We start from the raw sequence: 20,924 nt of genomic DNA, 5'->3' as shown, positions 1-20,924 counted from the left end.
AAAGCAGGGTCACAGTGACACTTTTGGTGCCCTTTTGACTTCAGATCACTTTTACTTTTTCGCCTTGGAAATCTACCTCTTGTCCCGAGCGGATTTTGCAACGCTTGCGAAGCTCAACTTGTCCGTCCACTTTCACCTTGCCCTCAGCAATGAGGTGCTTCGCTTCTGCTCCAGAACCAGTTAGATCAGTGATCTTCATAAGATCGCATAGAGGAATAAACTCTGAACCATTTAAATTGAATTCTTTCATGGGGCGGATACTACAAGGACAGAGGCAGACTGACAATAAACTCAGACCCTTTATTTAGCTCACTCTCAACAAAAATCTTCCCATTATGCATTTTGAGAATCTCTTGGGCGATATAAAGGCCAAGTCCCAGGCCCGAAATATCCGCATTTGCCCTTTCAAAACGTTGAAAAATGCGTTCCTGATCGTCCTTGGCAATTCCCGCCCCATAATCTTTAACATGGATCTGGGCCTCATCTCCATTTCGATTGACCCAAACTTCCACGGGTTTCCCACTCCCGTAACGGCCAGCATTGGTGAGAAGATTTGTGACCACTTGTTCTAAACGGAACTTGTCCCATCTCCCATGAATAGCCCCGCTCGTTTTAAAAGTCACCGGACAATTCTTTTCCATCAAATGAGGTGTGAGTCCTTCAACTATGTCTTGAACCATAAGACTCAGGTCAAATTCTTCTAGGTTGAGTGTTAATTTGTTGGTTTGGATTCGAGAAATATCGAGCATGTCATCAACCAAACGTGAAAGCCTCTCTACACTGTGATCTGTCTGTCCCAACATCTTTTGAAGATAAAGGGAAACGTCCTGTTTCATACCTAGTTTTTCTATGTAGCGCATGAGGAGTTGAGTCTGAAGTTTAATGGATGTGAGCGGTGTTCTTAACTCATGAGAGGCCACGGATAAAAAGTTATCACGTGAAATGATGGCGCCTTCTAAAATTTCGTTCATGGCGATTCTTCTGTTCATGGCCCGATCAATCGCCGAGGCCCAAATCGCAATTCCCAGAACTAATGTGGTGGCGAGCAACACCGCCACTAAGAGTCCGTCCGATGCCAACAACTGATAAGAATTAACCGTCGCTTCTTCAACCGGAATGAAGTGCATGGCATGCATCCCCGAATAGTGCATACCTGAGATTCCAAATCCCATAAAGACGCCACCGCCTCCACGAAGGAGAAAACCTTTGCGAGTAAAATCATTTTTTAATTTAAAGGCAAGAAAGAGCGCAATGAAGGAAGAGACCACTGCAATGACAATCGAGATCAGCACCCAAAGCTTGTCCCAATGAACAATGGCCGACATGCGCATAGATGCAATACCGATGTAGTGCATTCCTGCAATGGCCACTCCCATGGCAAGTCCTCCACCAGCTTTTGTCAGAAGACTTGAGGTCTCAAGACTCACAATGTAGAGAGCAAGTGCTGAAGCGCCAATTGCCACCACAATAGAAAGGGCCATCAATGGAACATCATAGGATATTTCAATGCCGGGTAAACTGAAGGCCAGCATACCTACAAAGTGCATGCTCCAGATTCCGATTCCTAAAGCAAAAGAGCCGCCTAATAGCCACCCCCAGCGATGACGTTTTCTTGCATAAGCAAAAGAGTTCGCCAGATCAAGAGCGATATAGGAAGAAACAATGGCGATGATGACCGAGAGTATGACCAGAGCTTGATTGTGATGATGTTGATGCATATGAAAATCAAAGTTCCTTAGAATAATTGTAGAGGGAGAAAAGAAAGAGGCAACGAAGAGAATCTAAATATTTCTAAATTTCATCTCTCTAAGAAGAAGCTGAATGGCCTGATGAGAGTGAGAAAAAAGACCCCATCCTCCATGCCCGGGGAGGATCCACTCATAATTTTTCTTAAGAAGTTTTTCAACTGATTGGATTTGTTCATCCCAAGAATACCAACAAACACCTTTAGAAGCCTCCAGTATATGATGGGCCTGGTCGACAAAAAGGTGATCCCCCGTGAAAAGAAATTTGTCTCTATAGAGTAGACACATTGAGCCTTTAGTGTGACCCGGAGTCATGACCGCAACGAGGTCTTTTCCCAATGAAACATCTTCTTCTCCATGCAGAATGATTTCTACACTTTCAGTGTCACTGGTGATCTCCTCTTCATGAATTATTCTTTCACACTTAAAATGAGCGCAGAAAAGTTTGTGATCGGCCACATCATCTTGATGAGTAAGAAACATTTTTTGAACGCCACCCAGTTTTTCTAACTCTCCTATGAGCCAGGGATGGTACCGGGGAGAATCCACCAAGACATTCCCTTCAGGTCTTTTAATGAGGTAACTTGAGGCCCCAAAAGAATCTCGAGCGGTGTATCCGAGATAGTAAACTTCTTCTGCAATATGAATGGGAAGACCGGCACCTAATTGTTTAAAAATCTCAGGAGGGTTTTGCACTCCAATGGAATTGGTAGGACAGGAAAGGATCGACTGCTTGGCATTTTGCCATTCATTTTTATTCTCAGGTTGTTTCATGACCACTGATTTATCATCGTGGTTTTCGCGGAACAAAGTCGGTCCCAGGTGAAAGCAGGTCCCACAGTCAATACAACTTGTATCAACGAACAGTGAACCGGGAACATTATTAGGATGGGACTTTTTAAACACGGCCATGAAAATAGTGTAAAAAAAGTCTTACCATCCTGTACCTTAATTTTAGAACGCCTCCCAATATGCCCAATCGACTTCTGATTTTATGAATGATTTTTTCTCATAACCATTATTGTCCCGACTAACAATATCTCGTGGTTGCCAGAAGTACATACTCACCGGAATCAGGTAACAGTCTTCTTTCTCCTGATTGTTGCGATAATCGTTGTATTTTTGTACAACGGGACATTTTCGTCCGCTATAGATGAAGATATTCGTCCAAGAATTCACATAACGAGGTCCATTTGTATAACGACGATCAAGCACGCGCTCAACCGATGACCCATCTTCATTCACGAGAACCATGGGTGAAACATGAAACCACCACTGATAGCGATAATTTCGAATGTAGCGATTGGTGAAGAACAAAAAGAGCTTCATGGAATTCAGATTCGAGCGTTTGTTTTCTTCATAGGCCCAAATGTGGGCGCGATTGTAGCACTGAGATTCGTATTGATAATTTCTTCTCATGCGCGAGAAGATGCTACTCGCCTCCGAGTAACCACTCACGACAGTAGGGTCATAAGAGAAATTTGGAGATCGTTTGGTCTCTTCCGGAACAATAGAGTTTTCGTTTTCTACCGTTTCAGCGCTTACATAACTATTTGTTTCATCCACCACCACTTCCAGATAATCACCATTCCTTTGACTGTCCTCGAAATCTGTAATGAGCTCTCTTTCAGCACCGTCGAGAAAGACCACACGCCCATTCTCAAGTTTGATTAAGTGTGGTAAATTTCCATCACCTTCTTCAATGAGTTCGACTCGACTGGTGAATTCGTCAGCGAAGACGGAGAAAGAGAAGAAGATCAAAAGAGGCATGAGGATTTTCATCGTGACCCTCCTTGGTCAGATTGACCTTAACTGGATTGGTTTTGAGTGAAAAGATGCGCTCCTATAAACCCTAGAGAAATGCTTTAATTGGATAGAAGCTTTGAGATTTTTATTTTTTGTCGCGGCCATTCTGTCTCCTGCTTATTTGTATTTAGGTCTCCGTCTGGGAAACCATTGGTCTCACTGGCTTTTACTGGCGCTGCTTTTTCTTTTAATCATCAGCTTCCCTTTAAAAAAATTGTTTCCCCTTCAAATTCAATTGGCCTATGCAGGAATGGGGTTCCTTACCTATCTAGTGGTCTTTACCCTCGTGCGCGACGTCGCCTGGTTTCTGACCGGAGACCTGGCCCCCATTAGTTATGTTTTTATTCTCACTGTTGTGAGTCTTGTCATTGGTGTTATCAATGCATCCCGAGGACCTCGCATTAAACGAGTGCGAGTTCCTGTGAATGACCTTAATGAAAAATTGAACGGCCTTAAAATTGCCCAAATCAGCGACCTTCATGTGGGTGCCACGATCAGAAAACGGTATGTGGAAAAAGTGGTTAAAAAGGTCAATGCTCTCAAGAGCGATATTGTGGTTTTGACGGGTGATATTGGAGATGGAAATGTTCGAGAGTATCGTCAGGACATTGCCCCCATTGGAAATCTCAAATCAAGTTATGGTTCCTTCTTTGTTCCCGGGAATCACGAATATTACTGGAACGCCAATGAATGGCTGATCGTACTCAATAATCTTGGGACCATTAATCTTGTGAACCGTGGAAAAATCATTAAGCACAATGAAGCAAATGTTTTGGTGGCGGGGATTCCTGATCCCGTTTCAAGACTCGCTCCTAATCTCGACACCAAATACGCCGAGGACGCTTTTAAAATCCTTCTCTCCCACAGGCCAGGCATCGCCCCAGAGGCCGAAAAGAACGGCTTTCATCTTCTCCTGTCGGGCCACACTCACGGAGGACAGTTCTTCCCCTGGACCATTGTGGTGAAGTTTGTGCATAAACTTTCGCAGGGCCTTCATCGCGTAGGAAATATGTGGGTCTATGTAAATCCGGGAACCGGAAGTTGGGGCCCGCTTCTAAGATTAGGAACCACTCCAGAGATCACTCTGCTGGAGTTGGTTCGATCAAGTGAAATAAAACTAATTAACGAGTAGGAATTTTGTCCTGAATTTTACTAATTCTCTTTGATAAATCTTTCGAGAGAGTACGGTATGTCTTACCGGCATCTTTACCAAAACGTTTTAAAAATCTTTTTGCATCGACTTTGTTAAACATATATTCCTCCAGATGTACGGTTATCATCGTCTCGAGCATACTCAAATCTTTCTCTTAAGGGCCAAGGAAAAAAAACTTTAGTCAAACACCCTTTAGAGGAACTTTAGTTTCATCTTTATCGCAGGGCCGCTTCAATGATGTTATGCGAGGACAACCATGAAAATATTCGTAGTCTTTTGCTCACTTTTTTTGTTCATCTCTCAAGCTTGGGCATTGGGAAGCAGAGGCCCGGGCCTTGATCCCGCCAACTCGGAAGCGATGGGAAGTTCCGCGGCCACCCTAAATCAAGTCACACCTGAGTCAGATGTCGATCAGGCCACAGAGGAACAAGAAGAACAAAGAATGCAAGAGATGCAAGAGCAGCAAAATTCACCTGAGTTAGAAGAAGATATTGAAGAAAGTCGCTATGATGTGGTTCCGAAAAATTAAACCAGCTCGCTATCAGGAGGATTTATGCAAGAAACAATTTTAAATAAACTGAGACAAGAGCACAGAGAGCTGGATGCTCTACTTCAGGAAATCGAATTGGCCAAAACCAGTAAGCTTCGAGAAGAGCTGTTTACAAGATATAAAGAAGAAATGATTCCTCATATGGAGGGAGAAGAAATCACCCTTTACGCCAAACTCCGGGACGAAGTTCCTGGAGAATACACCTTAAGAATCGTCGAAGGAAACAATCAAGAGCATCATCAGATGAAAGAGCTTATTCAGAAATTAAACTTTTTGAACGTCGAATCTAAAGAATGGTTCGAAACTTTTTTAGAATTAAAACACCTTTGCAGTATGCATGTCGAACATGAAGAAGGTAAACTCTTCGCCGAGGCCAAAGAAGATTTTAGTCCCGATGAGCTTGAGCAATTTGCCTGCGATTTTGAAGAGGCCAAGCATCATCACATGAGTTCATGATGAAAAGAAAAATACTGATTGTTGAAGACGACTCCTCAATTCGAAGTTCGCTCAAAGAGATTCTTGAAGGTCAAGGATATGAACTTGATGTGGCCAAAAACGGTCTTGAGGCCTTTAGGGTCCTGACTGAAAAATCTTTTGTGCCTGATCTCATGATTTTGGATCTGATGATGCCTGAAATGAACGGATTCGAATTTAGGGAGCTTCAGATGGAAGATCCCCGCTTCTCACATATTCCCGTTATTCTTCTTACGGCCAATAATCGTTTTCAAGAGTATAAAGAACCTCTAAAGGCCTTTGAATTTCTCAATAAGCCCTTAGAGGTAGATGATTTGATCTTTGTGGTGCAGAACTGCTTTCGATTAATGAAGTAATTACTTCTTACGCTTAACACTCTTAATGACAACAGTGTCCATAGGAACATTCTGATGGCCGTGCATGTTTCCTGTGCGAACCATTTTAATTCTGTTAACCACGTGCATACCTGAGGTCACTTTACCGAAGACCGCATATCCCCAACCCATTGGAGTTTCTGAAGTATGGTTAAGGGGAGAATTATCATTTACGTTAATAAAAAACTGGGCCGTGGCCGAGTGTGGATCGTTCGTGCGGGCCATGGCAATGGTACCAGTATCATTGGTTAAACCATTGTTGGCCTCGTTCTTAATTGGGGCCTTGGTCTTCTTCTCAGTCATTTTCTCATCATAACCACCACCCTGGATCATGAAGCCGTCAATCACACGGTGAAAGATTGTACCGTCATAGAATTTATCATCAACGTAGCTCAGGAAGTTTTTTACGGTGTTAGGTGCCTTTTCCTGATTGAGTTCAATTTCAATTGTTCCCATGCTGGTTTCCATAACCACCATAGGACCTTTAGCGGCAAAAGCATTAAGAGAAACCAATAAAAGAGCGGACAAAAATAGTTTCATATTTTTCCTTGAAGAGATTTTTTAAATATTTTAAGGACGATTTGGGAATTTTGCCAGGCTTATCTTGGACCGAAGTGGAGAACACTGGCCGTTTCGGGATACGTTTCAAGGAGCCAGCCATAAACATCTAGAGTCAGCTTGGCCGATAAAAATAAAAGAATCAGTCCAGCACTTCCCATCATGATGCGCATCCGCTTAGGAGATTGAAAAAAAGGCATCATGACGCTGGCGCCGAGAGATAAAAGGAGAAACCAAATAAGAGAAAAAGTGGCGGCCCCCATTCCCAAGGTGAGGCGCAGATACATCTCGCTATACTTGGCCGAATAGCCTCCGATGAGTACGATTCCGTCCAGGTAAGCATGAGGATTAATGACACTAAAGGTAATGGATTTGAGGATTACACTTTTAAGTGATCCGGGTGCTTTCGAGGACCCAAAAACAAAACTCTCTTCAGGTGTTGTGATTTTTCCAAAGCCATAAAGTAAGAGAAAACCTACCCCTACTACACCGAAGAAAATTTTGATCTGAGGATAATGATTAAAAAATGTCGCCGCTCCGGCCACTCCCAACATAATAAGCGTCAGATCACAAATAAAGCAGACGAAGCTAACGGTGAGGTGATGATGCCGGCGAAGACCGGACTCAAGCACAAAAAGATTCTGGGGCCCTAATGCAAAGATGAGACTTGCTTGTAACAACAATCCCTCTAAAAACACCTCTTTCATAGGGCCCCCCAGTTGGAAGAACTTCTACAAAAGATTAAAGGAGTCGCGCTCCGGTTGTCGTTTCGCTGCTTGTTTCTCTTCTTGCATCATCGGCCGTGGTTGTGTCTTCGCTATGCACTTTAACCAGTTTCCCACAAGCAATCGGAACTAACTGATCAGCGGCCGCATCTCCTAACGTCGCCACTGTGGCCGGAAGATCCGAATTACGACTCACTCCATGAACTACCACGACTCGTGTAGAAAGAGTTAGGTTTTGTGATGAAGAAAGCTTTGCAATAAAGTCTTCAGTATCAGGATCGTCTGTGCCTAGATCTGCCATGAGCTGCGCAAATGAAGTACTCTTGCGATACACATAGGCCCCTGCTCCATTGGCAATCGGGCCAAAATCATTTCCTAGTAACTGATCACTGATATTGCTATCAAGTGGGATGAGGATTTTCCCAAAGCTCGCCGAACCTTCCATGATATCCACCACACCATCGCCGTTGGCATCACTGGCGTCAGTTGGACATTCGCTGGCAGTCATAATATTTTGGAGATGCTTTACTCCTGACGGCGCGCCAGCAACGGTCGATTCAACCACCACTTCATCACCATCAATACGTACTTCAATTGTTCCGGTTGTATTAGGGACTATTTTTGTGTTCACAGGGGACAGTACTGCCCTGTAAATACCTTGGTCATTATCTTCCTGAAGCTCTGCCGATTCATTTTGTTTTGAACTTCCACTTCCACTGCTTCCACCGTCACAGGCCGCAAGGACGAAAAGCGAAGCAGCAAGAATAAATGGGACCGATGATTTAAATTTCATGACTCACTCCTTAGAAAAAATGAACTTTGCCCTTAGAGCAAATGCTTTGCCAAAGTTAAGTCATTGATAGAAGTGCCAGCTCAGTGTGCAAACCTTGATCGAATGAGGCAATTTTTCTAATCGTGAGTGGCAAAGTTCCTGAGCACAGTGTCCCATCACTTTGCGAATGAAGAATTGCTAAGCTATGCCCGAGGAGATTACACATGGCCATACCGGGTAAATGTAAGACAATCCTAATCGTAGAAGACGATGATGATATTCGTAATGTGATGATAGATCTTCTCGAATCCGAAGGTTATACCACCAAGGCCGCGACCAATGGTAAAGAAGCACTGGACGCCCTAGGTTCCATGGCCAAACCTTGTTTGGTACTACTCGACATGATGATGCCCATCATGAATGGTCGCCAGTTTTTGGACACTATCATGTCCGATACTCTTCTTGCTCCAATTCCTGTTTTAATTGTTTCCGCGGTGGCCGATAAAACGAACACGGAAGGCTCAATTGGATTTTTGAAGAAGCCCATTGATATCGACGTGGTTTTAAACGTGGTCTCCCAGTACTGTAAATAGCTACAACTCGATCTGGCCCTCTTGGAGATTACTTAGATCAAGCTGAAGAGACTTCTCTCCGCAGCGGAGCTGAAGGGCCTTTGCAATCTTTTTGTAATCGTTTTGAAATCCCACATAGGGTACAAAAGTATAGTCTTCCCCTTCCACTCTAAGAAAAGTGTCCCCTTCATAATAAGCGAGTTTTCTCGTGTCCTGAGGATGGTTGCTGTCGATCAATTCCATTTCATAGCCATTCGCAATTTCTTGCATGCGAAGAACTAGAAACGAGTGAGAAGTCAGCCCTTTGATCTGGGCCATGATCCACATAGGTGCCGGCGTATACTTATAAAAAGTATATACATCTCTCATGCGCGCAAGCATGTCTCCCGCTGGAAGCGCAGATTGTCCGGAAATCCCTCGGATCCATTGGAAATTGAAAAAGCCATCAAACTTTTGCCATCCATCCAACACTTCCTGAATCTCTTTTTTGTAATCATGAGAAAACGTTAAAAAATCCTCATAACCAGGAATCACAACCACTGAGTCCATATTACGGAGCGAAAGCAAAATCTTTAACAACTCGGGACGAGTTGGGGGTGGTAATTGAGGTCTATAGCTAACGAGGTACGCAGATGAGCGCTGCATTCGATTGTGCCACCAACAAACTCCCTGATTAAACAATCCCCCATCATTCTTAAAAGATATTCTGGAGTGGGTTTGATCCAGAAAAATCCTTAAATCCTGCGAGCTTCGAGAGCAGATGTCAGAAGCTTTAAGATTTTGAGAAAGAATCAGGAGAAATCCAAGAGTAAGTAATTTATTCATTCTAAAAGTATAGAAGAATAAATTGTTCCTTGAAAAGTATCTCTGCTCTACTTTCGCTGGTGAAAGTGCTTTTTAATAATGAGAAGTCTCTAGGCGGCCCGGTTCTCCCTGATATTTCGAAGTTTGTCGGCCAGTCGTGGAGGCAACAAATTGACTACCATGTCCACTGTGTTCTTCACAAATCCTTCTTTCTCGATTTTGGGCTTTAACTGCAAGAAAGCTTCGGCCATACCTATCGCCTCTTCTTCGGTGAAGGCCTTCTTTGCTTCTGCAAAAATCTCGTTCTCTTCATCTTCGATGTGATGAAGAAATGACTCTTGAAGTTTTTTGGCAGTGGCCTTCCAATCGAGATTCATTCGATCCATCACCTGTAGGGTCCGCAGTAATGTTTCAGTTTCCAGATGTTCCTGAAAGCCATGAAAGACGACTTTCTTATCTGCATTCACTGCTCTTAATGTATTATAGAAAATAGACTCCTCAGCTCTTGAGTGAGGGACAAGCACATTTCTGATTTCTTCAATGAGAACATAACGATAATCATCATCGGCCCGAAGTGAAATAAGCTCCTCAAGAACTATCTTCAATTCATCATGGTCCTTTTTCAAAGCTTCATAAATATCCATAACCCTTCCTCCGTTAAAGCCTGCCTAAGACTAATTGCAAGATGGGTACCAGGCCCATGGCGAAAATGAATCAAGATGGCCCTTTTCCAGAGGTAAAATGTCCACATAACCGACTTATTCCGTGTTTTGACTTTAAGCTCTCTTTTAGTTTTCAGCTCTCTCTAGTCATGTTCAACTGTGAGGGCAAAACCGAGGAGGATTTTATGATCTTTAGGACTCTTACTCTGGTGGGCGGCATCAGCCGAAACTCATTGAACAAAAAATATTTTCGTTCGATTCAAGAACTCTCAATCCCTCATTTTGAGTTTGAGACTTTTGATATTTCGAAACTTCCCTTCTTCTCCCAAGATTTGGAAATGGACCCACCAGATATTGTGAGTGAATTTAAAGATCGAATCCGCGAGGCCCAAGCAGTTCTTTTTATCACTCCTGAATACAATCGCTCATTTCCAGGTGTTCTGAAAAACGCCATTGATTGGGGCTCAAGACCTTATGGACAAAATTTATGGAACCGTAAACCAACGGCACTTCTTGGTGCCTCTCCAGGCGCCATCGGTACATTTGGGGCCCAACACCACCTTCGTCAAGTGATGGCCTATCTCAATATGAGTGTACTCGGGCAACCTGAAATGTACTTCAATGCCTCTCATGCTTTTGATGATCAGGACAGATTGACAAATGAAAAGACCAAGGAACTACTGCTTCAGTATTTTGCGGCCTTTGAAGAATGGATCCGTCTGGTGGGCGAAAGAACGGAAGAGCGCGAGGACATCTTTCCTTCACAAGGACTTGAAGACTCACCTCTTACTCACTAAGCGGCCTCTTGTTCTCGATCAGGAACGCGGGTCTTAGGTAGCAATACATCATTGGGCCTGACTGTGGCGCCACTCCCAACGATGACGTCTCCAAACAGTGAGGCCTTAAGCCCGATGGTGGCCTTGTCTTTGATCACCAATTTATCAATGATCAGAATTCCTTTCATCCCATAGTGGGCCATCATGGTGGCCGAGCCACCGATGGTCACATAATCACCGATTTCAATTAAACACGGATCAGAAATATTGGAAGTATTAATCATGCTTCCCTTACCAATCTTCATGCCCATCATTTTAAAGAAGAGAATATTTAAAGGAGTCGGTGTAATAAAATCCAGGAAAGTATATCTCACTAAATAAGTAAGAGCGTTGTGATAGTACCAAGGGACGACACTCAGACTGTACCAACTTGCGCGATGAGGAGCGAGTTTCAACGGAAGAAGTTTATTCATGGTCGGCACGATGAAAATAATCGAAAGACCATACATCACCCAGCCCAGGGCCATAGATAGCCCCAGTGAAATTCCTTTTATGACGATGTGAGAGTGAGAAGTTGTCTCTTGCACCCATTGAAAAAGCATGACTCCAGGTGAGAAGGCCAGACCCATGCAAAGCACATAGATCAATGCAATGGGTGAAAGCAACAGGACGAAACCCAAGGTGCGAAATCGCCTGAGCTGAGACTCTAGCAATCCAGCAATCCCGGCCTTTTCAGATTTCGTAGACAAGACATCAAACTGCTCATTATTCTTCATGACTTCATTTTATCGCAATTTACTCTCTGAATATAACCTCCTGAAAGAGCGGTCTTCCCTCTCACAAAGTGACTCAGAATGTTGTCATTTCCTTGTGCGTACTCTCTACCAATGATGAATCGCAGACCCTTATGCTGTCCCTTAAATAAACAGGAGATCGACATGAAGCCGATGTTCAAAGTATTCATTTTAATTGCTGCCCTGGCGTCTTTTATCTCATGCTCATTCGCCCAGGAAATGGCCTATATCAATGAAGAAGCACTCTTGGACGAGGAAGGAACCCCTTCCGAATATTCTATGCCTTTAAACGAAACAGAGATGGAAAAGGCCGATTTGGAGCGGCAGGAAGATGTCCTGCAGCCAGATGATGAGCATACAGATTGGAACATGGATGATGTATCACCAGAGAGCGATTTCTAATTACTCTTCCGCATCATAGTCTTCAAAGATTTCGCCGCAAGCAATGGGAACTGTCATGCTATCGGAAGTTCCATAAATAACGATGACTCGTTCTTGTAATTTAATTTCGCCTCCTTCAGGAATCTTGCCATACTGATGATTGGGTATTCCTCTCAGATCCATCATCAATTCTCGAAAGGAAGCGGCCCTATAATAAACATAGGCCCCTTCTTCATCAGCGCGAGGGAATCCATCTGTGCCTCCGGCCTGAGTGGCCAGATCTCCATCGAGAGGAACTAGAATTCTTCCTGAGGATACCTGGACCTCATTAAAATCAATGATCCCATCTTGATTGATGTCACTCGTGCGATCCGGACATTTTGTTCCCATATGAATGTATTGAAGATGCTGAACATAAGGCATGCGGGTGGTGATACTTACGCGAGTATAAAACTGGTTGCCGCGTAACCATAAAATAGAATAGCCGCGGACCTTGCCGGCCCATTTTTTGTTAAGGACTTTAAATTCTGCCCGATAGTTTCCCTGCTCTTTCTCAAGCGTAATGACTTCTTTCTCTTTATACTGCGGAAACTCGTTATGACCGCAGGAGCTAGAGATCGCGAGAGCGACTACCACCAATGGCCAGACGATGAATTTCATCCAGGCCAAAAAGTGCAAACTCGGGGCCTTTAATAATCCACTCTAAACAGTTATTTCCTCTTCGTGACGTGGCAATTTGGGACCTTAATTCATTCCTGTAATATTGTCCTCAACAAGTCCCTTGGACTTTCTGGGCGGAGAAGAATCAGCTACCTCTAGCCGCAATTCATTATAGACATCATCAACTCCGGTCAGATCTTCAATGGCGGATTCTGCCATTTTTTTCTGACGACGATCTTTGACTGTCCCTTTTAGAGTGACCCGTCCATCCGCAACAAAAACTTCAATATCAGAGGCGTCCACTTCACTATTCCGATAGAGAGCTTCGCTTACGTCTTCTCTAATGATCTCATCTGAACGGCGATAACCTCGAGGCCCTCTACCACGATAATCAGGGCGTTCACGAAATGCAGGCGCATTCGCACGGGATCTCATGATCTCTCTTCCTCGAATCAGAGGAGAATTAAAATTATAATGTCGTTCAGTCAGGACCTCGTCCTGATCAAAAGGAACACTACTGTCACGGGAAAATTCAGACTCTCCTGTATTGTCATATTTACCGTCAGTATTTAAATTTTCCTGAGTGTCACGGTCTCGAGAATAATTGGTATTTGCCATAAATTTTCCTTTGCTAATGGCCCAAGGGTAAAAGAGCAAAACCAATACCAATGACAAAAATCGTCAAATGAGTTTTGGTCGATATTAAGTACCTTATTGTCTCCATGAGAGTTCTCATTAAATTAACCAAGGAGAAAGTTATGAAATCTATCATGGCCCTTCTCACTTTGTTGACTCTTGCCGGAGTTTCAAGCTGTAACCGTGCAGATGAAACCAGAAAGGCAGATGATACAGATATTCAACGAGAAGAAGAAATTAGACGGGACGATGTTATTGAACGACAAAGCCTTCCATCAGAAACAACCACTGACGATGAAATTCAAATTGATCGTAAGGTCATTGACGAAGATGAATTGGAATTGGATCAATAAGAAAGGCGGGCAGACCCGCCTTCGTTTAGTGTAACTCGCGCTCTTCATTTCCCAGATTCAGAAGATTCTGAACATCACGAACTCCTGAAATATTTTCAATCTCATACTCGGCCATTTTTTTCATCTGACGGTCATGAACTGAACCATTGAGAAAAACACACCCATCTTTGACGGTGACTTCTATGTCTTCAGCGTCCACATCGGGACTTCTGGCCAGCATATCGCAAACGTCCTGATAGATGCTTTCATCATTTCTGCGATAGCCTTTCGGTCCTTTCCCGCGATGTCCTTGATCATGGCCAATCAGACTTCCACCATGACTGCGATAACCTCGGTCATAACTTCGATCATAATAGCGGTCCCAGCCTGTACGACGGTTCCAGGAACTCATTTCACCATCTTCAAAAGGACTGCTTTCCCAATCATTGGACACGCCTTCCGCAGAACGACGACCTCTATTTTCATTATAAGGTCCGCTTAAAGAATTGCGGCCCGTACGATAATATCCTTCTTCTCTTCTGGGCCCCTGATCAATATCAAACCGGGAATGTCTCAAACGATCCATTTTTATCCCTGTAAGATCCCCATCATTAATTTTCCGTTTCATACTTGCTCCTTAAGTAATACCAAGGTCTTTTTTTGTGACGCCTTCAGGGCCCCCCATTCTTAGATCTCCGCGAATCACTGCCAGTTCATTCGTCACATCTTTGACCCCAGGAATATTCTCTATAATGGATTCGGCCAGCTTTTTAATTCCTCTGTTTTCAATCTTCCCTGAGAGATTCACAGTCCCTGAAGAAACTTTCACAATGATGTTGCTGGCATCAATCGCCCGATGCCTCATAAGGGCCTCACAAACATCTTCGTAAATTTTTTCATCTGAACGCTTGTAGCCCTTGGGTCCTATACCGGAAAAATTCGGATGAGACCCGGTCTCTTCCGTCTCGCCACTAAGACCGGAATTTTCTAATCGTTCTGCATCTGAATTCAAATAGTGAACATTGTCTTCAAGATGACTTTCTAAATAATCAGGGGCCGAAAAACGGGAATAGTCATCACTATCAAATTTTTCAACTAAACGCAGATTGCGTTTTTTATCTTGTTTTTCCTTGTCCATAATGACCTCTCTTCATAGTCCTGGAATCCAGCCCTCTGTTTGTTGCTTCACCTTCAGGCGATTCTGTACATCCACAACACCGGTAATATCTTCGATCAACTCCTCCGCTAATCGCTTATCATGTCGACTGATCACTTCACCTTCCAACGTGATCACTTGGTCTTTAACTTTAACTTCAATTTCACTGGCATCGACCTCAGGATTGTCCAGGAGAATCTCACAGGCGTCTTCGAAGATACGTCCATCAGAACGCTGATATCCTTTAGGTCCTTTGCCGTAATGGTTTTCACGTGAGGCCTCTGATCGAATATCGTCCGACCATCGGTTACGTCTTCCGCCGTGTTCATAGGGATGTCTCATGCCGTATTCATCTTCATAGGTCGGATCGTAATCATTCCGAAACTGATCATCCTGGTAGGAATCGTGATGGACCCGTTGTTCGCCAAACCGATTGAGGCCCGAGAATCTTCCTCGTTTCTCATGGCCCCTTTCATCGAAGCTAAAATTTGAGTGAGTAAATGAGCCGTCTGTATCGAAACGTGGCCCGTCAAAATAATCTGAGTCTTGTGAACGTGAAAACTCGCGTTGATCTTTGCCAGACTGAGTGCGGCCCATATCTCCTCCTTGAGAAAGTTAATCCTCCTCTAAGAGTGCAAAGCCCCTGCCGAAACGAAATCCTTGTAATTATGAAGAAAAGGGGCAATTTGAAACATTCCCTAGGCGCATCTTTTGGTCTCTTGCCAAGAATTGTACGCAAAATGAGCTAAGTGAGGTTTTTTATGGTCAGTGGTGGCAGGATAAATACGAGAAAGTTCGTAAGAAATTTCTCAGAGACGTTTTCCACTTATAATCAGCACATCCCGGACATTCAACTTGGATAAAGGAGGAACGTTTTTTATGAGATTATCCAAACTTTATGAAGGTCGTGCTTGGAAGTTTCACCGTCAAGATTTCAGTCCAGGCCATTAAACGTTTCTCACAAATATAAACATTGAAGAAGGCCACTCGAATGAGTGGCCTGTCTTTTTATACGATACTTCTTTTAATCTCAGCAATAAATTCTCTCTCATCAAATGGCTTCAGGAGACACCTTTCTCCATCAACGTAACCGTGGCCTGTCATGAACATGACAGGAATATCGGATATCTCATCGAGCTGAAGTTGCTCGCGTCGGAATTCCAAACCACTTTTCACAGGCATCATCAAATCCACCAAGATCAAGTCAGGTAAATCTGGCTGGTGGATCAGACTATTTAGACCTGTCTCACCATCTTTTGCGGTTGTAACACTGAATCCTTCATCAACCAGAAGTTCACACACAGAGAGTCTAAAATCCTGATCATCATCAATCACCATGATTTTTTTGCGTCTTTGTGGAAACAGCTCCGACTGGAGTTCTTTGAAGGAAGGATGATGATTCATATCCTGGTATTGATAATTTTCTAACATAGCGTCCTCCTTGCCATCCAAGCATGATGAACCAATGTCGCTTGGCCCGTACAGAAAAAATGAAATTCAGTCATGAAATGAAGTGTTGAATTCCACTAAAGTTAAGCAGGTCCGGTCCTTCTCTCTGCTCTAACTTTATTACTATGTTTATGAGCGTTGTACCTAATGCAGGTGCAGTAACTGTGTGAGCTTTGGTTAGGCTTTAGATGACAGGGCCGCTCTTTTTCAGACAATATTGCTCCTGATTTTTCGCATAACCATGGGAGGTTTTATGCGCTTTCTGTTTCTGCTTCTCCTCATCATCTCGTTTCCCATCATGGCCAATACTCAACTATCAACCCAGATACATGATATAGATATGGGCGTTCAAGGTAATGAAGAGCCCCTGATTTTTCTTACCAGTGGTGACGTGGTGAGATTTAAGACCTGGGACAAGAATATTCTCCTTCAGGTGCGAGAGGCCATCAAGAAAAAGACCTGGTTCCTTATTACACTGAACGAAAAAAGAGAAATTCTGACACTGGAAGAAATTCCGGCACCCACTACGACTTCAGAAGTTAAGATGCTGCCATTTGCAGACGCTCCTTATCAACCCTCATATTTAAAGTCGATGGATCAGGCCCGCGTCTTCTTCTATGAAGCACGCACCAATCCAAAAGAATCACAGTGCTTCAATCGTGCTCACGTGTGGGCCTATGACTGGAGAATTAAGCATCAGCTTTATTCGTCCAAGGCCTGGTTATTTTTTACCCGTAAATACATTCGTAAATATAAATTTCAGTGGTGGTTTCACGTTTCGCCGATGGTCCACGTCAATATCAACGGTGACGTGAAAGAGCGAATCATGGATGTGAAATACGCTCGTGGGCCAATTAAGCTTAAAACTTGGACGGACATTTTCATGCGAGATTATGCAGATTGTCCTGTGGTGGAAAAGTATTCCGATCACGCCAATTTTCCCGAAAGTGCGACCTGTTTTGTGATGAAGTCCAGCATGTACTACTACCAACCGGTTGATCTTGAGCAAAGAGATTTGACCGGAATTGAAAAAAGCTCTTGGATAGAACCAGAAGTTAAACAGGCCTTTTCTGAGGCCATGGACATTACTCTCTAGGAGGGGCCATGAATCGTAAAGCAATTTCTCACTTACTTCTTCTGTCTTCACTCATCTCTTGTACCGGCGGCGGTGGAGGAAGTGATTCTAACCAAGCAGAGCAGCTTCCTACTCCCAATCCCCTGGAGAGCGAAATGATGGGGACCTATCAGGCCCTTCTAAAACCAGTGAATCCGACTCTCGCAAAAGATCTTAATGGCTCGCTCACGATCGTGAGAGAGAGAAATGAGTTTATTGCGGATGTACGTTTTTCTGCGGGACCTTCTTCCATTCTCCATGTGCAGAACATTCACGTGGGAAAAAGATGTCCAACGATAGAAGATGATCTCAATCGTGACGGGTATATTGATGCGGTTGAAGGCGCTGAAGTTTATAAAGAAATCATTGTGCCATTGGATGAAGATCTAAACTCTCAACGCATGGGATGGGGAACTTTTCCTGTGGCCGATGAATATGGATATTATTTTTATTCACAAGTGGCGAATTTTGAAAAACTCATGAGTGATTTAAAAGATGAGGACATTAATCTTCAAGACGATTTCGCCAAACTTGCTCCCACTGAGACACTTCAACTCACAGGCAATGTAGTGATCATCACTGGAGTATCAAAGGACATCCCGCTTCCTGAGACGGTCGCTCCTCGTGGAAGGCTGACAAATTTTCAGGCCATCCCTGTCGCTTGCGGAGTGATTCAAAAGCTCACTTCTGTTCCGGGTAGGATTGATAATGATCAAACGGGAATCCGATACCCCGGTGGAGAGACCATCGGAGGATCAAGTGGGTCAGATGATGGAGCAGACTTCGCTTCCTCTTCTACTACCACCACCACCGGTGGAAACTACGGGGAAGATGATAATGAGGTTGAACCAACCGAGACGGGACATATCTAACGGGTGGCCATTCCACCTACAATCGCGACTCCGACAAAGACCAGGCCCACACCAAGGGCCTGAATGGAATTGAATGGTTCTTTATCAACAAACACACCAATCATAGTTCCCCAGACGAAAGTCAAAGCGTAAACTGGAAAGGTCACCGAGATTCTTCCACCAAGGCGGAAAGCGACCATAAACAAACCCATGACAATGACAAAGGAAAACATTCCACCCAAGAAGGGAAGATTCTTATAGATGGGAACTTCTTTAAGGTCCTTCGCTCCGAGTTTATACAACCACTGCCCGACGGCACCTAATAATGAAGCAATAAAATTTAAAATGATGGGCCAGGTTTGATTACTCATATTTCCTTCAAACGTAATACTTCATCTTGAATAAATGCGGTGAGTTCCATCACAGGACGATTTCGGGTCGTCTCATCAATGGATGACTTGCCGATTCTGATCTCACATTCCGAGGGAATAGGAAGTCCCCCTTTGGGCATTGCTTTACCCATTCCAATCATAAAGACCGGAACAAGCTTCACATGGGGATTTCTTTGTAAAAGAACAGCGGCCCCGCACTTAAAGTCTGTGATTTGCTCTGGAAGCCCTCTCGTCCCCTCGGGAAAAAGAATGAGTGATTTCCCTGCCTTCACATGCATATCAAGTTCATCAAGTGGTTTTAAAATTTGTCCACCCTCGCCTTTTCTTCTGACAAATACCGTATTCAAAAAGAACTCACATAGCGTGGCCATGACCTTGTTACGGGCAAAGTAATCGGCCGCCGCCGCCGGATGAACATCTCCCAAACGATTCACGGGAAGTGAGCACAAAAGGGAAACCGTATCAAGATGGGAATTATGATTGGAAACCAGAATAAATTGTCCTTCAGGGAATGAAGAAGCTTTGGGAAATTTCACTCCAATGATAAGCGAAAGAAAGGGTCTAAGAATCAGACGATAAAGAACAAATCGTGCAAAAATTCTCATAGATAACTCCAGTATCTAATTAAGTGGAAACAAATTAATGCGTTAAAGGCCAATGAATCAATTCGATCCATAATGCCTCCATGACCGGGTATGGTAGATCCCATGTCTTTAATTCCAAGATCGCGCTTAATCGCAGAGACAGTGACATCTCCCATGAATCCAGCGAATGCAAGAATAAGAGAAAGAATCGCGGCCTTCATTGAATCAATTGGTAATAGAAAAGAAAGAGCATATCCCAGGGCAACTGTGGAGATCACTCCACCCAGAAATCCTTCAACGGTTTTATTCGGACTCACACTAGGAAGAATTTTATGTTTTCCGAAGAGTTTTCCCCAAGTAAACTGAAAGATGTCGTTACATTCAGTGATGAGGACCAGCCACAAGATCATCCCGCCATTGCCGGCGGTATAGCCTGTCTTCTCAGGAAGTGAAAGCATATAGGCCAGATGCGAGAGCGAGAAAATTGTCAGCATCGCCGACCAGTGAATGATCCCAAGGGAGGCGGTAATTCCTTTGACGTCTCCATGAGCAACACTTCTCATGGCAAGACCCACAAACATAATCACTGGAATAAAGATAATGAACATTCCATACCACTCAATGTAAGCAGTAAAGAATTGAAAAGGGATCGCGAGATAACACCACAAAAGGGTTCTGCGGTCAGACATGCGAAGATTCAAACGGCTGGTAAGCTCCCTGAAGGCCACGAAGGCAAGAAAGCCAAGGGCAATGGTCGCAAAAAAACGAGAGAAGAAAATCGTCACGGTGAATCCAACCAGGATCATCCACCACGATAAAGTTCTTTCAATTAATTCTTTAATCAGCTTGGTTGGACCTTTCATCGCTCTTGCCAAGTAAAAGGCCAGAGTCACTACAATCAAGACCGCAAAGATACCACCCAGAACCATATTCACTGGTGGTGTTAAAAACTCAGCAAAGGACAAAAGGTTATCTAAATTCATTTGTTTTCCAAATCAACAGCGATGCGGTTTAAACGGCGAACACAGGTAATCACTTGCCCCACTAACATAATAATCAGAGCGCCGTAGAGAAGAGTTCCTCCAGGATAAATCGCTTCTCCGATAAAAGCGGCGGTAAGGATGGCCATACGATGTGGTTTGGCCATAGGTCCAATGTAATAATGAGGAGAGGCCAGGGAAGCACCAAGGACCCGAAGATAGGCGGTCATAACAGCAAGGGTTCCATTGGCCCATGCAAGTTCCACCGCGAATGGATACTGCTGAGACAAGTACCCTGCTCCTAAAATAATGGCCACGTCCGCAAAGCGGTCAGGCACATCATTCCACAGATCACCGGTCTTGGATTTTTTTCCGAACTCCACCGCCACCATTCCATCCATAAGGTTACAAATGAGCCTCATCTGAATGAAAAGAGCGGCAAATATCGGATGCCCTAAGAGTGCCGAACCAAGAGAAAGTGCGGCGAACACCATACTCATAAAAGAGATCATGTTAGGTGAAATGCCCGCTTGAGCGATCATTCTAGAAAGAGCTTTTGCCCATGCGGTTTGACGACTCTTTAGAGGACGTCTTGCTGTTTGTTTTTCCATGGTCTGAATTATG

Annotated in this window: 31 protein-coding genes; 10 read left to right on the top strand and 21 right to left on the bottom strand. The window is 43.8% G+C overall.

Going from position 1 to position 20,924, the window contains the following annotated elements; translation table 11 throughout:
- Window positions 1-40: 40 nt before the first annotated feature.
- The 4 genes from ACJVC5_RS13055 to ACJVC5_RS13040 form a co-directional block, all read right to left on the bottom strand.
- On the bottom strand, window positions 41-250 hold the full coding sequence (locus tag ACJVC5_RS13055; protein ID WP_408095964.1) for an RNA-binding S4 domain-containing protein: 210 nt from the start codon (window positions 248-250) through the stop codon (window positions 41-43).
- Between the two features lie 10 nt (window positions 251-260).
- Complete coding sequence (locus tag ACJVC5_RS13050) at window positions 261-1,718, bottom strand: MHYT domain-containing protein (RefSeq protein WP_408095963.1); 1,458 nt, start codon at window positions 1,716-1,718, stop codon at window positions 261-263.
- Window positions 1,719-1,781: 63 nt separating this feature from the next.
- On the bottom strand, window positions 1,782-2,657 hold the full coding sequence (locus ACJVC5_RS13045; protein WP_408095962.1) for an MBL fold metallo-hydrolase: 876 nt from the start codon (window positions 2,655-2,657) through the stop codon (window positions 1,782-1,784).
- A gap of 42 nt (window positions 2,658-2,699) precedes the next feature.
- On the bottom strand, window positions 2,700-3,527 hold the full coding sequence (locus tag ACJVC5_RS13040) for a protein-glutamine glutaminase family protein (protein WP_408095961.1): 828 nt from the start codon (window positions 3,525-3,527) through the stop codon (window positions 2,700-2,702).
- A 100-nt stretch (window positions 3,528-3,627) separates the two neighbouring features.
- On the opposite strand from ACJVC5_RS13040, the gene ACJVC5_RS13035 reads away from it, so the two are divergent.
- Window positions 3,628-4,683, top strand: a complete 1,056-nt coding sequence (locus tag ACJVC5_RS13035) for a metallophosphoesterase (protein ID WP_408095960.1) — start codon at window positions 3,628-3,630, stop codon at window positions 4,681-4,683.
- Here the strand turns inward: ACJVC5_RS13035 and ACJVC5_RS13030 are convergent.
- Window positions 4,673-4,804: a hypothetical protein gene (locus ACJVC5_RS13030; RefSeq protein ID WP_408095959.1), complete on the bottom strand. Its 132-nt coding sequence runs from the start codon at window positions 4,802-4,804 to the stop codon at window positions 4,673-4,675. The genes ACJVC5_RS13035 and ACJVC5_RS13030 overlap by 11 nt on opposite strands.
- A gap of 156 nt (window positions 4,805-4,960) precedes the next feature.
- On the opposite strand from ACJVC5_RS13030, the gene ACJVC5_RS13025 reads away from it, so the two are divergent.
- Genes ACJVC5_RS13025 through ACJVC5_RS13015 form a run of 3 tightly spaced genes read left to right on the top strand, consistent with a single transcriptional unit; the run spans window position 4,961 to window position 6,084 of the window.
- Complete coding sequence (locus ACJVC5_RS13025) at window positions 4,961-5,233, top strand: hypothetical protein (protein WP_408095958.1); 273 nt, start codon at window positions 4,961-4,963, stop codon at window positions 5,231-5,233.
- Window positions 5,234-5,257: 24 nt separating this feature from the next.
- Window positions 5,258-5,710 carry a hemerythrin domain-containing protein gene (locus ACJVC5_RS13020; protein WP_408095957.1) on the top strand — a complete coding sequence of 151 codons (453 nt, stop codon included), beginning with the start codon at window positions 5,258-5,260 and terminating at the stop codon, window positions 5,708-5,710.
- Window positions 5,710-6,084, top strand: a complete 375-nt coding sequence (locus tag ACJVC5_RS13015) for a response regulator (protein WP_408095956.1) — start codon at window positions 5,710-5,712, stop codon at window positions 6,082-6,084. The genes ACJVC5_RS13020 and ACJVC5_RS13015 overlap by 1 nt, the downstream gene beginning before the upstream one ends.
- Here the strand turns inward: ACJVC5_RS13015 and ACJVC5_RS13010 are convergent, their stop codons facing one another.
- From ACJVC5_RS13010 to ACJVC5_RS13000, 3 genes are all read right to left on the bottom strand, one after another.
- Entirely contained in the window at window positions 6,085-6,579 is a 495-nt protein-coding gene (locus tag ACJVC5_RS13010; RefSeq protein WP_408099242.1) for a peptidylprolyl isomerase, read from the bottom strand.
- Between the two features lie 122 nt (window positions 6,580-6,701).
- A complete protein-coding gene (locus ACJVC5_RS13005) occupies window positions 6,702-7,367 on the bottom strand; it encodes a LysE/ArgO family amino acid transporter (protein ID WP_408095955.1) in 666 nt (221 codons plus the stop codon).
- Between the two features lie 34 nt (window positions 7,368-7,401).
- Complete coding sequence (locus tag ACJVC5_RS13000; protein WP_408095954.1) at window positions 7,402-8,178, bottom strand: hypothetical protein; 777 nt, start codon at window positions 8,176-8,178, stop codon at window positions 7,402-7,404.
- Window positions 8,179-8,381: 203 nt separating this feature from the next.
- Between ACJVC5_RS13000 and ACJVC5_RS12995 the strand changes: the two genes are divergently transcribed.
- The gene (locus tag ACJVC5_RS12995; RefSeq protein WP_408095953.1) at window positions 8,382-8,750 is read left to right on the top strand and encodes a response regulator; all 369 of its coding nucleotides are present in this window, start codon (window positions 8,382-8,384) and stop codon (window positions 8,748-8,750) included.
- Here the strand turns inward: ACJVC5_RS12995 and ACJVC5_RS12990 are convergent, their stop codons facing one another.
- On the bottom strand, window positions 8,751-9,554 hold the full coding sequence (locus tag ACJVC5_RS12990) for a hypothetical protein (protein WP_408095952.1): 804 nt from the start codon (window positions 9,552-9,554) through the stop codon (window positions 8,751-8,753).
- 89 nt (window positions 9,555-9,643) lie between these two features.
- Window positions 9,644-10,177, bottom strand: coding sequence for a hemerythrin domain-containing protein (locus ACJVC5_RS12985; protein WP_408095951.1), 534 nt, complete (start codon window positions 10,175-10,177; stop codon window positions 9,644-9,646).
- 203 nt (window positions 10,178-10,380) lie between these two features.
- Here ACJVC5_RS12985 and ACJVC5_RS12980 point away from each other — a divergent pair, with 203 nt between their 5' ends.
- Window positions 10,381-10,992, top strand: coding sequence for an NADPH-dependent FMN reductase (locus ACJVC5_RS12980; RefSeq protein WP_408095950.1), 612 nt, complete (start codon window positions 10,381-10,383; stop codon window positions 10,990-10,992).
- On the opposite strand, the gene ACJVC5_RS12975 is transcribed toward ACJVC5_RS12980, so the two are convergent.
- Window positions 10,989-11,747 carry a hypothetical protein gene (locus ACJVC5_RS12975; protein ID WP_408095949.1) on the bottom strand — a complete coding sequence of 253 codons (759 nt, stop codon included), beginning with the start codon at window positions 11,745-11,747 and terminating at the stop codon, window positions 10,989-10,991. The genes ACJVC5_RS12980 and ACJVC5_RS12975 overlap by 4 nt on opposite strands.
- Window positions 11,748-11,909: 162 nt before the next feature.
- Here ACJVC5_RS12975 and ACJVC5_RS12970 point away from each other — a divergent pair, with 162 nt between their 5' ends.
- Complete coding sequence (locus tag ACJVC5_RS12970) at window positions 11,910-12,167, top strand: hypothetical protein (protein WP_408095948.1); 258 nt, start codon at window positions 11,910-11,912, stop codon at window positions 12,165-12,167.
- On the opposite strand, the gene ACJVC5_RS12965 is transcribed toward ACJVC5_RS12970, so the two are convergent.
- A complete protein-coding gene (locus tag ACJVC5_RS12965) occupies window positions 12,168-12,806 on the bottom strand; it encodes a hypothetical protein (RefSeq protein ID WP_408095947.1) in 639 nt (212 codons plus the stop codon).
- 84 nt (window positions 12,807-12,890) lie between these two features.
- Window positions 12,891-13,424, bottom strand: coding sequence for a BON domain-containing protein (locus ACJVC5_RS12960; protein ID WP_408095946.1), 534 nt, complete (start codon window positions 13,422-13,424; stop codon window positions 12,891-12,893).
- Between the two features lie 140 nt (window positions 13,425-13,564).
- Between ACJVC5_RS12960 and ACJVC5_RS12955 the strand changes: the two genes are divergently transcribed.
- Entirely contained in the window at window positions 13,565-13,795 is a 231-nt protein-coding gene (locus tag ACJVC5_RS12955; RefSeq protein ID WP_408095945.1) for a hypothetical protein, read from the top strand.
- A gap of 25 nt (window positions 13,796-13,820) precedes the next feature.
- Here ACJVC5_RS12955 and ACJVC5_RS12950 read toward each other — a convergent pair whose 3' ends face one another.
- From ACJVC5_RS12950 to ACJVC5_RS12935, 4 genes are all read right to left on the bottom strand, one after another.
- Window positions 13,821-14,402 (bottom strand): BON domain-containing protein, encoded by a 582-nt coding sequence (locus ACJVC5_RS12950; RefSeq protein WP_408095944.1) that lies wholly within the window; start codon window positions 14,400-14,402, stop codon window positions 13,821-13,823.
- Window positions 14,403-14,411: 9 nt separating this feature from the next.
- Entirely contained in the window at window positions 14,412-14,912 is a 501-nt protein-coding gene (locus ACJVC5_RS12945; RefSeq protein WP_408095943.1) for a BON domain-containing protein, read from the bottom strand.
- Between the two features lie 12 nt (window positions 14,913-14,924).
- A complete protein-coding gene (locus ACJVC5_RS12940) occupies window positions 14,925-15,527 on the bottom strand; it encodes a BON domain-containing protein (protein WP_408095942.1) in 603 nt (200 codons plus the stop codon).
- Between the two features lie 411 nt (window positions 15,528-15,938).
- Window positions 15,939-16,361, bottom strand: coding sequence for a response regulator (locus ACJVC5_RS12935; protein ID WP_408095941.1), 423 nt, complete (start codon window positions 16,359-16,361; stop codon window positions 15,939-15,941).
- Window positions 16,362-16,632: 271 nt separating this feature from the next.
- On the opposite strand from ACJVC5_RS12935, the gene ACJVC5_RS12930 reads away from it, so the two are divergent.
- Together ACJVC5_RS12930 and ACJVC5_RS12925 are read left to right on the top strand one after the other, a co-directional pair.
- Complete coding sequence (locus tag ACJVC5_RS12930; RefSeq protein ID WP_408095940.1) at window positions 16,633-17,475, top strand: protein-glutamine glutaminase family protein; 843 nt, start codon at window positions 16,633-16,635, stop codon at window positions 17,473-17,475.
- Window positions 17,476-17,483: 8 nt separating this feature from the next.
- Window positions 17,484-18,365 carry a hypothetical protein gene (locus tag ACJVC5_RS12925; protein ID WP_408095939.1) on the top strand — a complete coding sequence of 294 codons (882 nt, stop codon included), beginning with the start codon at window positions 17,484-17,486 and terminating at the stop codon, window positions 18,363-18,365.
- Here ACJVC5_RS12925 and ACJVC5_RS12920 read toward each other — a convergent pair.
- From ACJVC5_RS12920 to ACJVC5_RS12905, 4 genes are read right to left on the bottom strand one after another with little or no spacing between them, the layout of a single operon-like run.
- Window positions 18,362-18,715 (bottom strand): hypothetical protein, encoded by a 354-nt coding sequence (locus ACJVC5_RS12920; protein ID WP_408095938.1) that lies wholly within the window; start codon window positions 18,713-18,715, stop codon window positions 18,362-18,364. The two genes, ACJVC5_RS12925 and ACJVC5_RS12920, sit on opposite strands and share 4 nt — an antisense overlap.
- Window positions 18,712-19,341: a lysophospholipid acyltransferase family protein gene (locus ACJVC5_RS12915; protein WP_408095937.1), complete on the bottom strand. Its 630-nt coding sequence runs from the start codon at window positions 19,339-19,341 to the stop codon at window positions 18,712-18,714. The genes ACJVC5_RS12920 and ACJVC5_RS12915 overlap by 4 nt, the downstream gene beginning before the upstream one ends.
- Window positions 19,338-20,303, bottom strand: coding sequence for a phosphatidate cytidylyltransferase (locus tag ACJVC5_RS12910; protein WP_408095936.1), 966 nt, complete (start codon window positions 20,301-20,303; stop codon window positions 19,338-19,340). The genes ACJVC5_RS12915 and ACJVC5_RS12910 overlap by 4 nt, the downstream gene beginning before the upstream one ends.
- Window positions 20,300-20,911 carry a CDP-alcohol phosphatidyltransferase family protein gene (locus ACJVC5_RS12905; protein WP_408095935.1) on the bottom strand — a complete coding sequence of 204 codons (612 nt, stop codon included), beginning with the start codon at window positions 20,909-20,911 and terminating at the stop codon, window positions 20,300-20,302. The genes ACJVC5_RS12910 and ACJVC5_RS12905 overlap by 4 nt, the downstream gene beginning before the upstream one ends.
- Window positions 20,912-20,924 lie beyond the last annotated feature (13 nt).

It is taken from the genome of Peredibacter sp. HCB2-198 (assembly GCF_045999315.1).
Taxonomy (GTDB): Bacteria; Bdellovibrionota; Bacteriovoracia; order Bacteriovoracales; family Bacteriovoracaceae; genus Peredibacter.
This window is presented reverse-complemented; position numbering and strand designations above follow the sequence as displayed.

What these genes read in the sequence shown, in the direction of transcription:
- ACJVC5_RS12960 (WP_408095946.1), bottom strand. Translation starts at nt 13,424, where the DNA reads ATGGCAAATACCAATTATTCTCGAGACCGTGACACTCAGGAAAATTTA.
- ACJVC5_RS13050 (WP_408095963.1), bottom strand. Translation starts at nt 1,718, where the DNA reads ATGCATCAACATCATCACAATCAAGCTCTGGTCATACTCTCGGTCATC.
- ACJVC5_RS12940 (WP_408095942.1), bottom strand. Translation starts at nt 15,527, where the DNA reads ATGGGCCGCACTCAGTCTGGCAAAGATCAACGCGAGTTTTCACGTTCA.
- ACJVC5_RS12980 (WP_408095950.1), top strand. Translation starts at nt 10,381, where the DNA reads ATGATCTTTAGGACTCTTACTCTGGTGGGCGGCATCAGCCGAAACTCA.
- ACJVC5_RS13000 (WP_408095954.1), bottom strand. Translation starts at nt 8,178, where the DNA reads ATGAAATTTAAATCATCGGTCCCATTTATTCTTGCTGCTTCGCTTTTC.
- ACJVC5_RS13045 (WP_408095962.1), bottom strand. Translation starts at nt 2,657, where the DNA reads ATGGCCGTGTTTAAAAAGTCCCATCCTAATAATGTTCCCGGTTCACTG.
- ACJVC5_RS12945 (WP_408095943.1), bottom strand. Translation starts at nt 14,912, where the DNA reads ATGGACAAGGAAAAACAAGATAAAAAACGCAATCTGCGTTTAGTTGAA.
- ACJVC5_RS12930 (WP_408095940.1), top strand. Translation starts at nt 16,633, where the DNA reads ATGCGCTTTCTGTTTCTGCTTCTCCTCATCATCTCGTTTCCCATCATG.
- ACJVC5_RS12990 (WP_408095952.1), bottom strand. Translation starts at nt 9,554, where the DNA reads ATGAATAAATTACTTACTCTTGGATTTCTCCTGATTCTTTCTCAAAAT.
- ACJVC5_RS12910 (WP_408095936.1), bottom strand. Translation starts at nt 20,303, where the DNA reads ATGAATTTAGATAACCTTTTGTCCTTTGCTGAGTTTTTAACACCACCA.
- ACJVC5_RS12975 (WP_408095949.1), bottom strand. Translation starts at nt 11,747, where the DNA reads ATGAAGAATAATGAGCAGTTTGATGTCTTGTCTACGAAATCTGAAAAG.
- ACJVC5_RS12915 (WP_408095937.1), bottom strand. Translation starts at nt 19,341, where the DNA reads ATGAGAATTTTTGCACGATTTGTTCTTTATCGTCTGATTCTTAGACCC.
- ACJVC5_RS13005 (WP_408095955.1), bottom strand. Translation starts at nt 7,367, where the DNA reads ATGAAAGAGGTGTTTTTAGAGGGATTGTTGTTACAAGCAAGTCTCATC.
- ACJVC5_RS12950 (WP_408095944.1), bottom strand. Translation starts at nt 14,402, where the DNA reads ATGAAACGGAAAATTAATGATGGGGATCTTACAGGGATAAAAATGGAT.
- ACJVC5_RS13040 (WP_408095961.1), bottom strand. Translation starts at nt 3,527, where the DNA reads ATGAAAATCCTCATGCCTCTTTTGATCTTCTTCTCTTTCTCCGTCTTC.
- ACJVC5_RS12995 (WP_408095953.1), top strand. Translation starts at nt 8,382, where the DNA reads ATGGCCATACCGGGTAAATGTAAGACAATCCTAATCGTAGAAGACGAT.
- ACJVC5_RS13030 (WP_408095959.1), bottom strand. Translation starts at nt 4,804, where the DNA reads ATGTTTAACAAAGTCGATGCAAAAAGATTTTTAAAACGTTTTGGTAAA.
- ACJVC5_RS12925 (WP_408095939.1), top strand. Translation starts at nt 17,484, where the DNA reads ATGAATCGTAAAGCAATTTCTCACTTACTTCTTCTGTCTTCACTCATC.
- ACJVC5_RS12935 (WP_408095941.1), bottom strand. Translation starts at nt 16,361, where the DNA reads ATGTTAGAAAATTATCAATACCAGGATATGAATCATCATCCTTCCTTC.
- ACJVC5_RS12965 (WP_408095947.1), bottom strand. Translation starts at nt 12,806, where the DNA reads ATGAAATTCATCGTCTGGCCATTGGTGGTAGTCGCTCTCGCGATCTCT.
- ACJVC5_RS12955 (WP_408095945.1), top strand. Translation starts at nt 13,565, where the DNA reads ATGAAATCTATCATGGCCCTTCTCACTTTGTTGACTCTTGCCGGAGTT.
- ACJVC5_RS13025 (WP_408095958.1), top strand. Translation starts at nt 4,961, where the DNA reads ATGAAAATATTCGTAGTCTTTTGCTCACTTTTTTTGTTCATCTCTCAA.
- ACJVC5_RS13010 (WP_408099242.1), bottom strand. Translation starts at nt 6,579, where the DNA reads ATGGTGGTTATGGAAACCAGCATGGGAACAATTGAAATTGAACTCAAT.
- ACJVC5_RS13015 (WP_408095956.1), top strand. Translation starts at nt 5,710, where the DNA reads ATGAAAAGAAAAATACTGATTGTTGAAGACGACTCCTCAATTCGAAGT.
- ACJVC5_RS13020 (WP_408095957.1), top strand. Translation starts at nt 5,258, where the DNA reads ATGCAAGAAACAATTTTAAATAAACTGAGACAAGAGCACAGAGAGCTG.
- ACJVC5_RS13055 (WP_408095964.1), bottom strand. Translation starts at nt 250, where the DNA reads ATGAAAGAATTCAATTTAAATGGTTCAGAGTTTATTCCTCTATGCGAT.
- ACJVC5_RS12905 (WP_408095935.1), bottom strand. Translation starts at nt 20,911, where the DNA reads ATGGAAAAACAAACAGCAAGACGTCCTCTAAAGAGTCGTCAAACCGCA.
- ACJVC5_RS12920 (WP_408095938.1), bottom strand. Translation starts at nt 18,715, where the DNA reads ATGAGTAATCAAACCTGGCCCATCATTTTAAATTTTATTGCTTCATTA.
- ACJVC5_RS12970 (WP_408095948.1), top strand. Translation starts at nt 11,910, where the DNA reads ATGAAGCCGATGTTCAAAGTATTCATTTTAATTGCTGCCCTGGCGTCT.
- ACJVC5_RS12985 (WP_408095951.1), bottom strand. Translation starts at nt 10,177, where the DNA reads ATGGATATTTATGAAGCTTTGAAAAAGGACCATGATGAATTGAAGATA.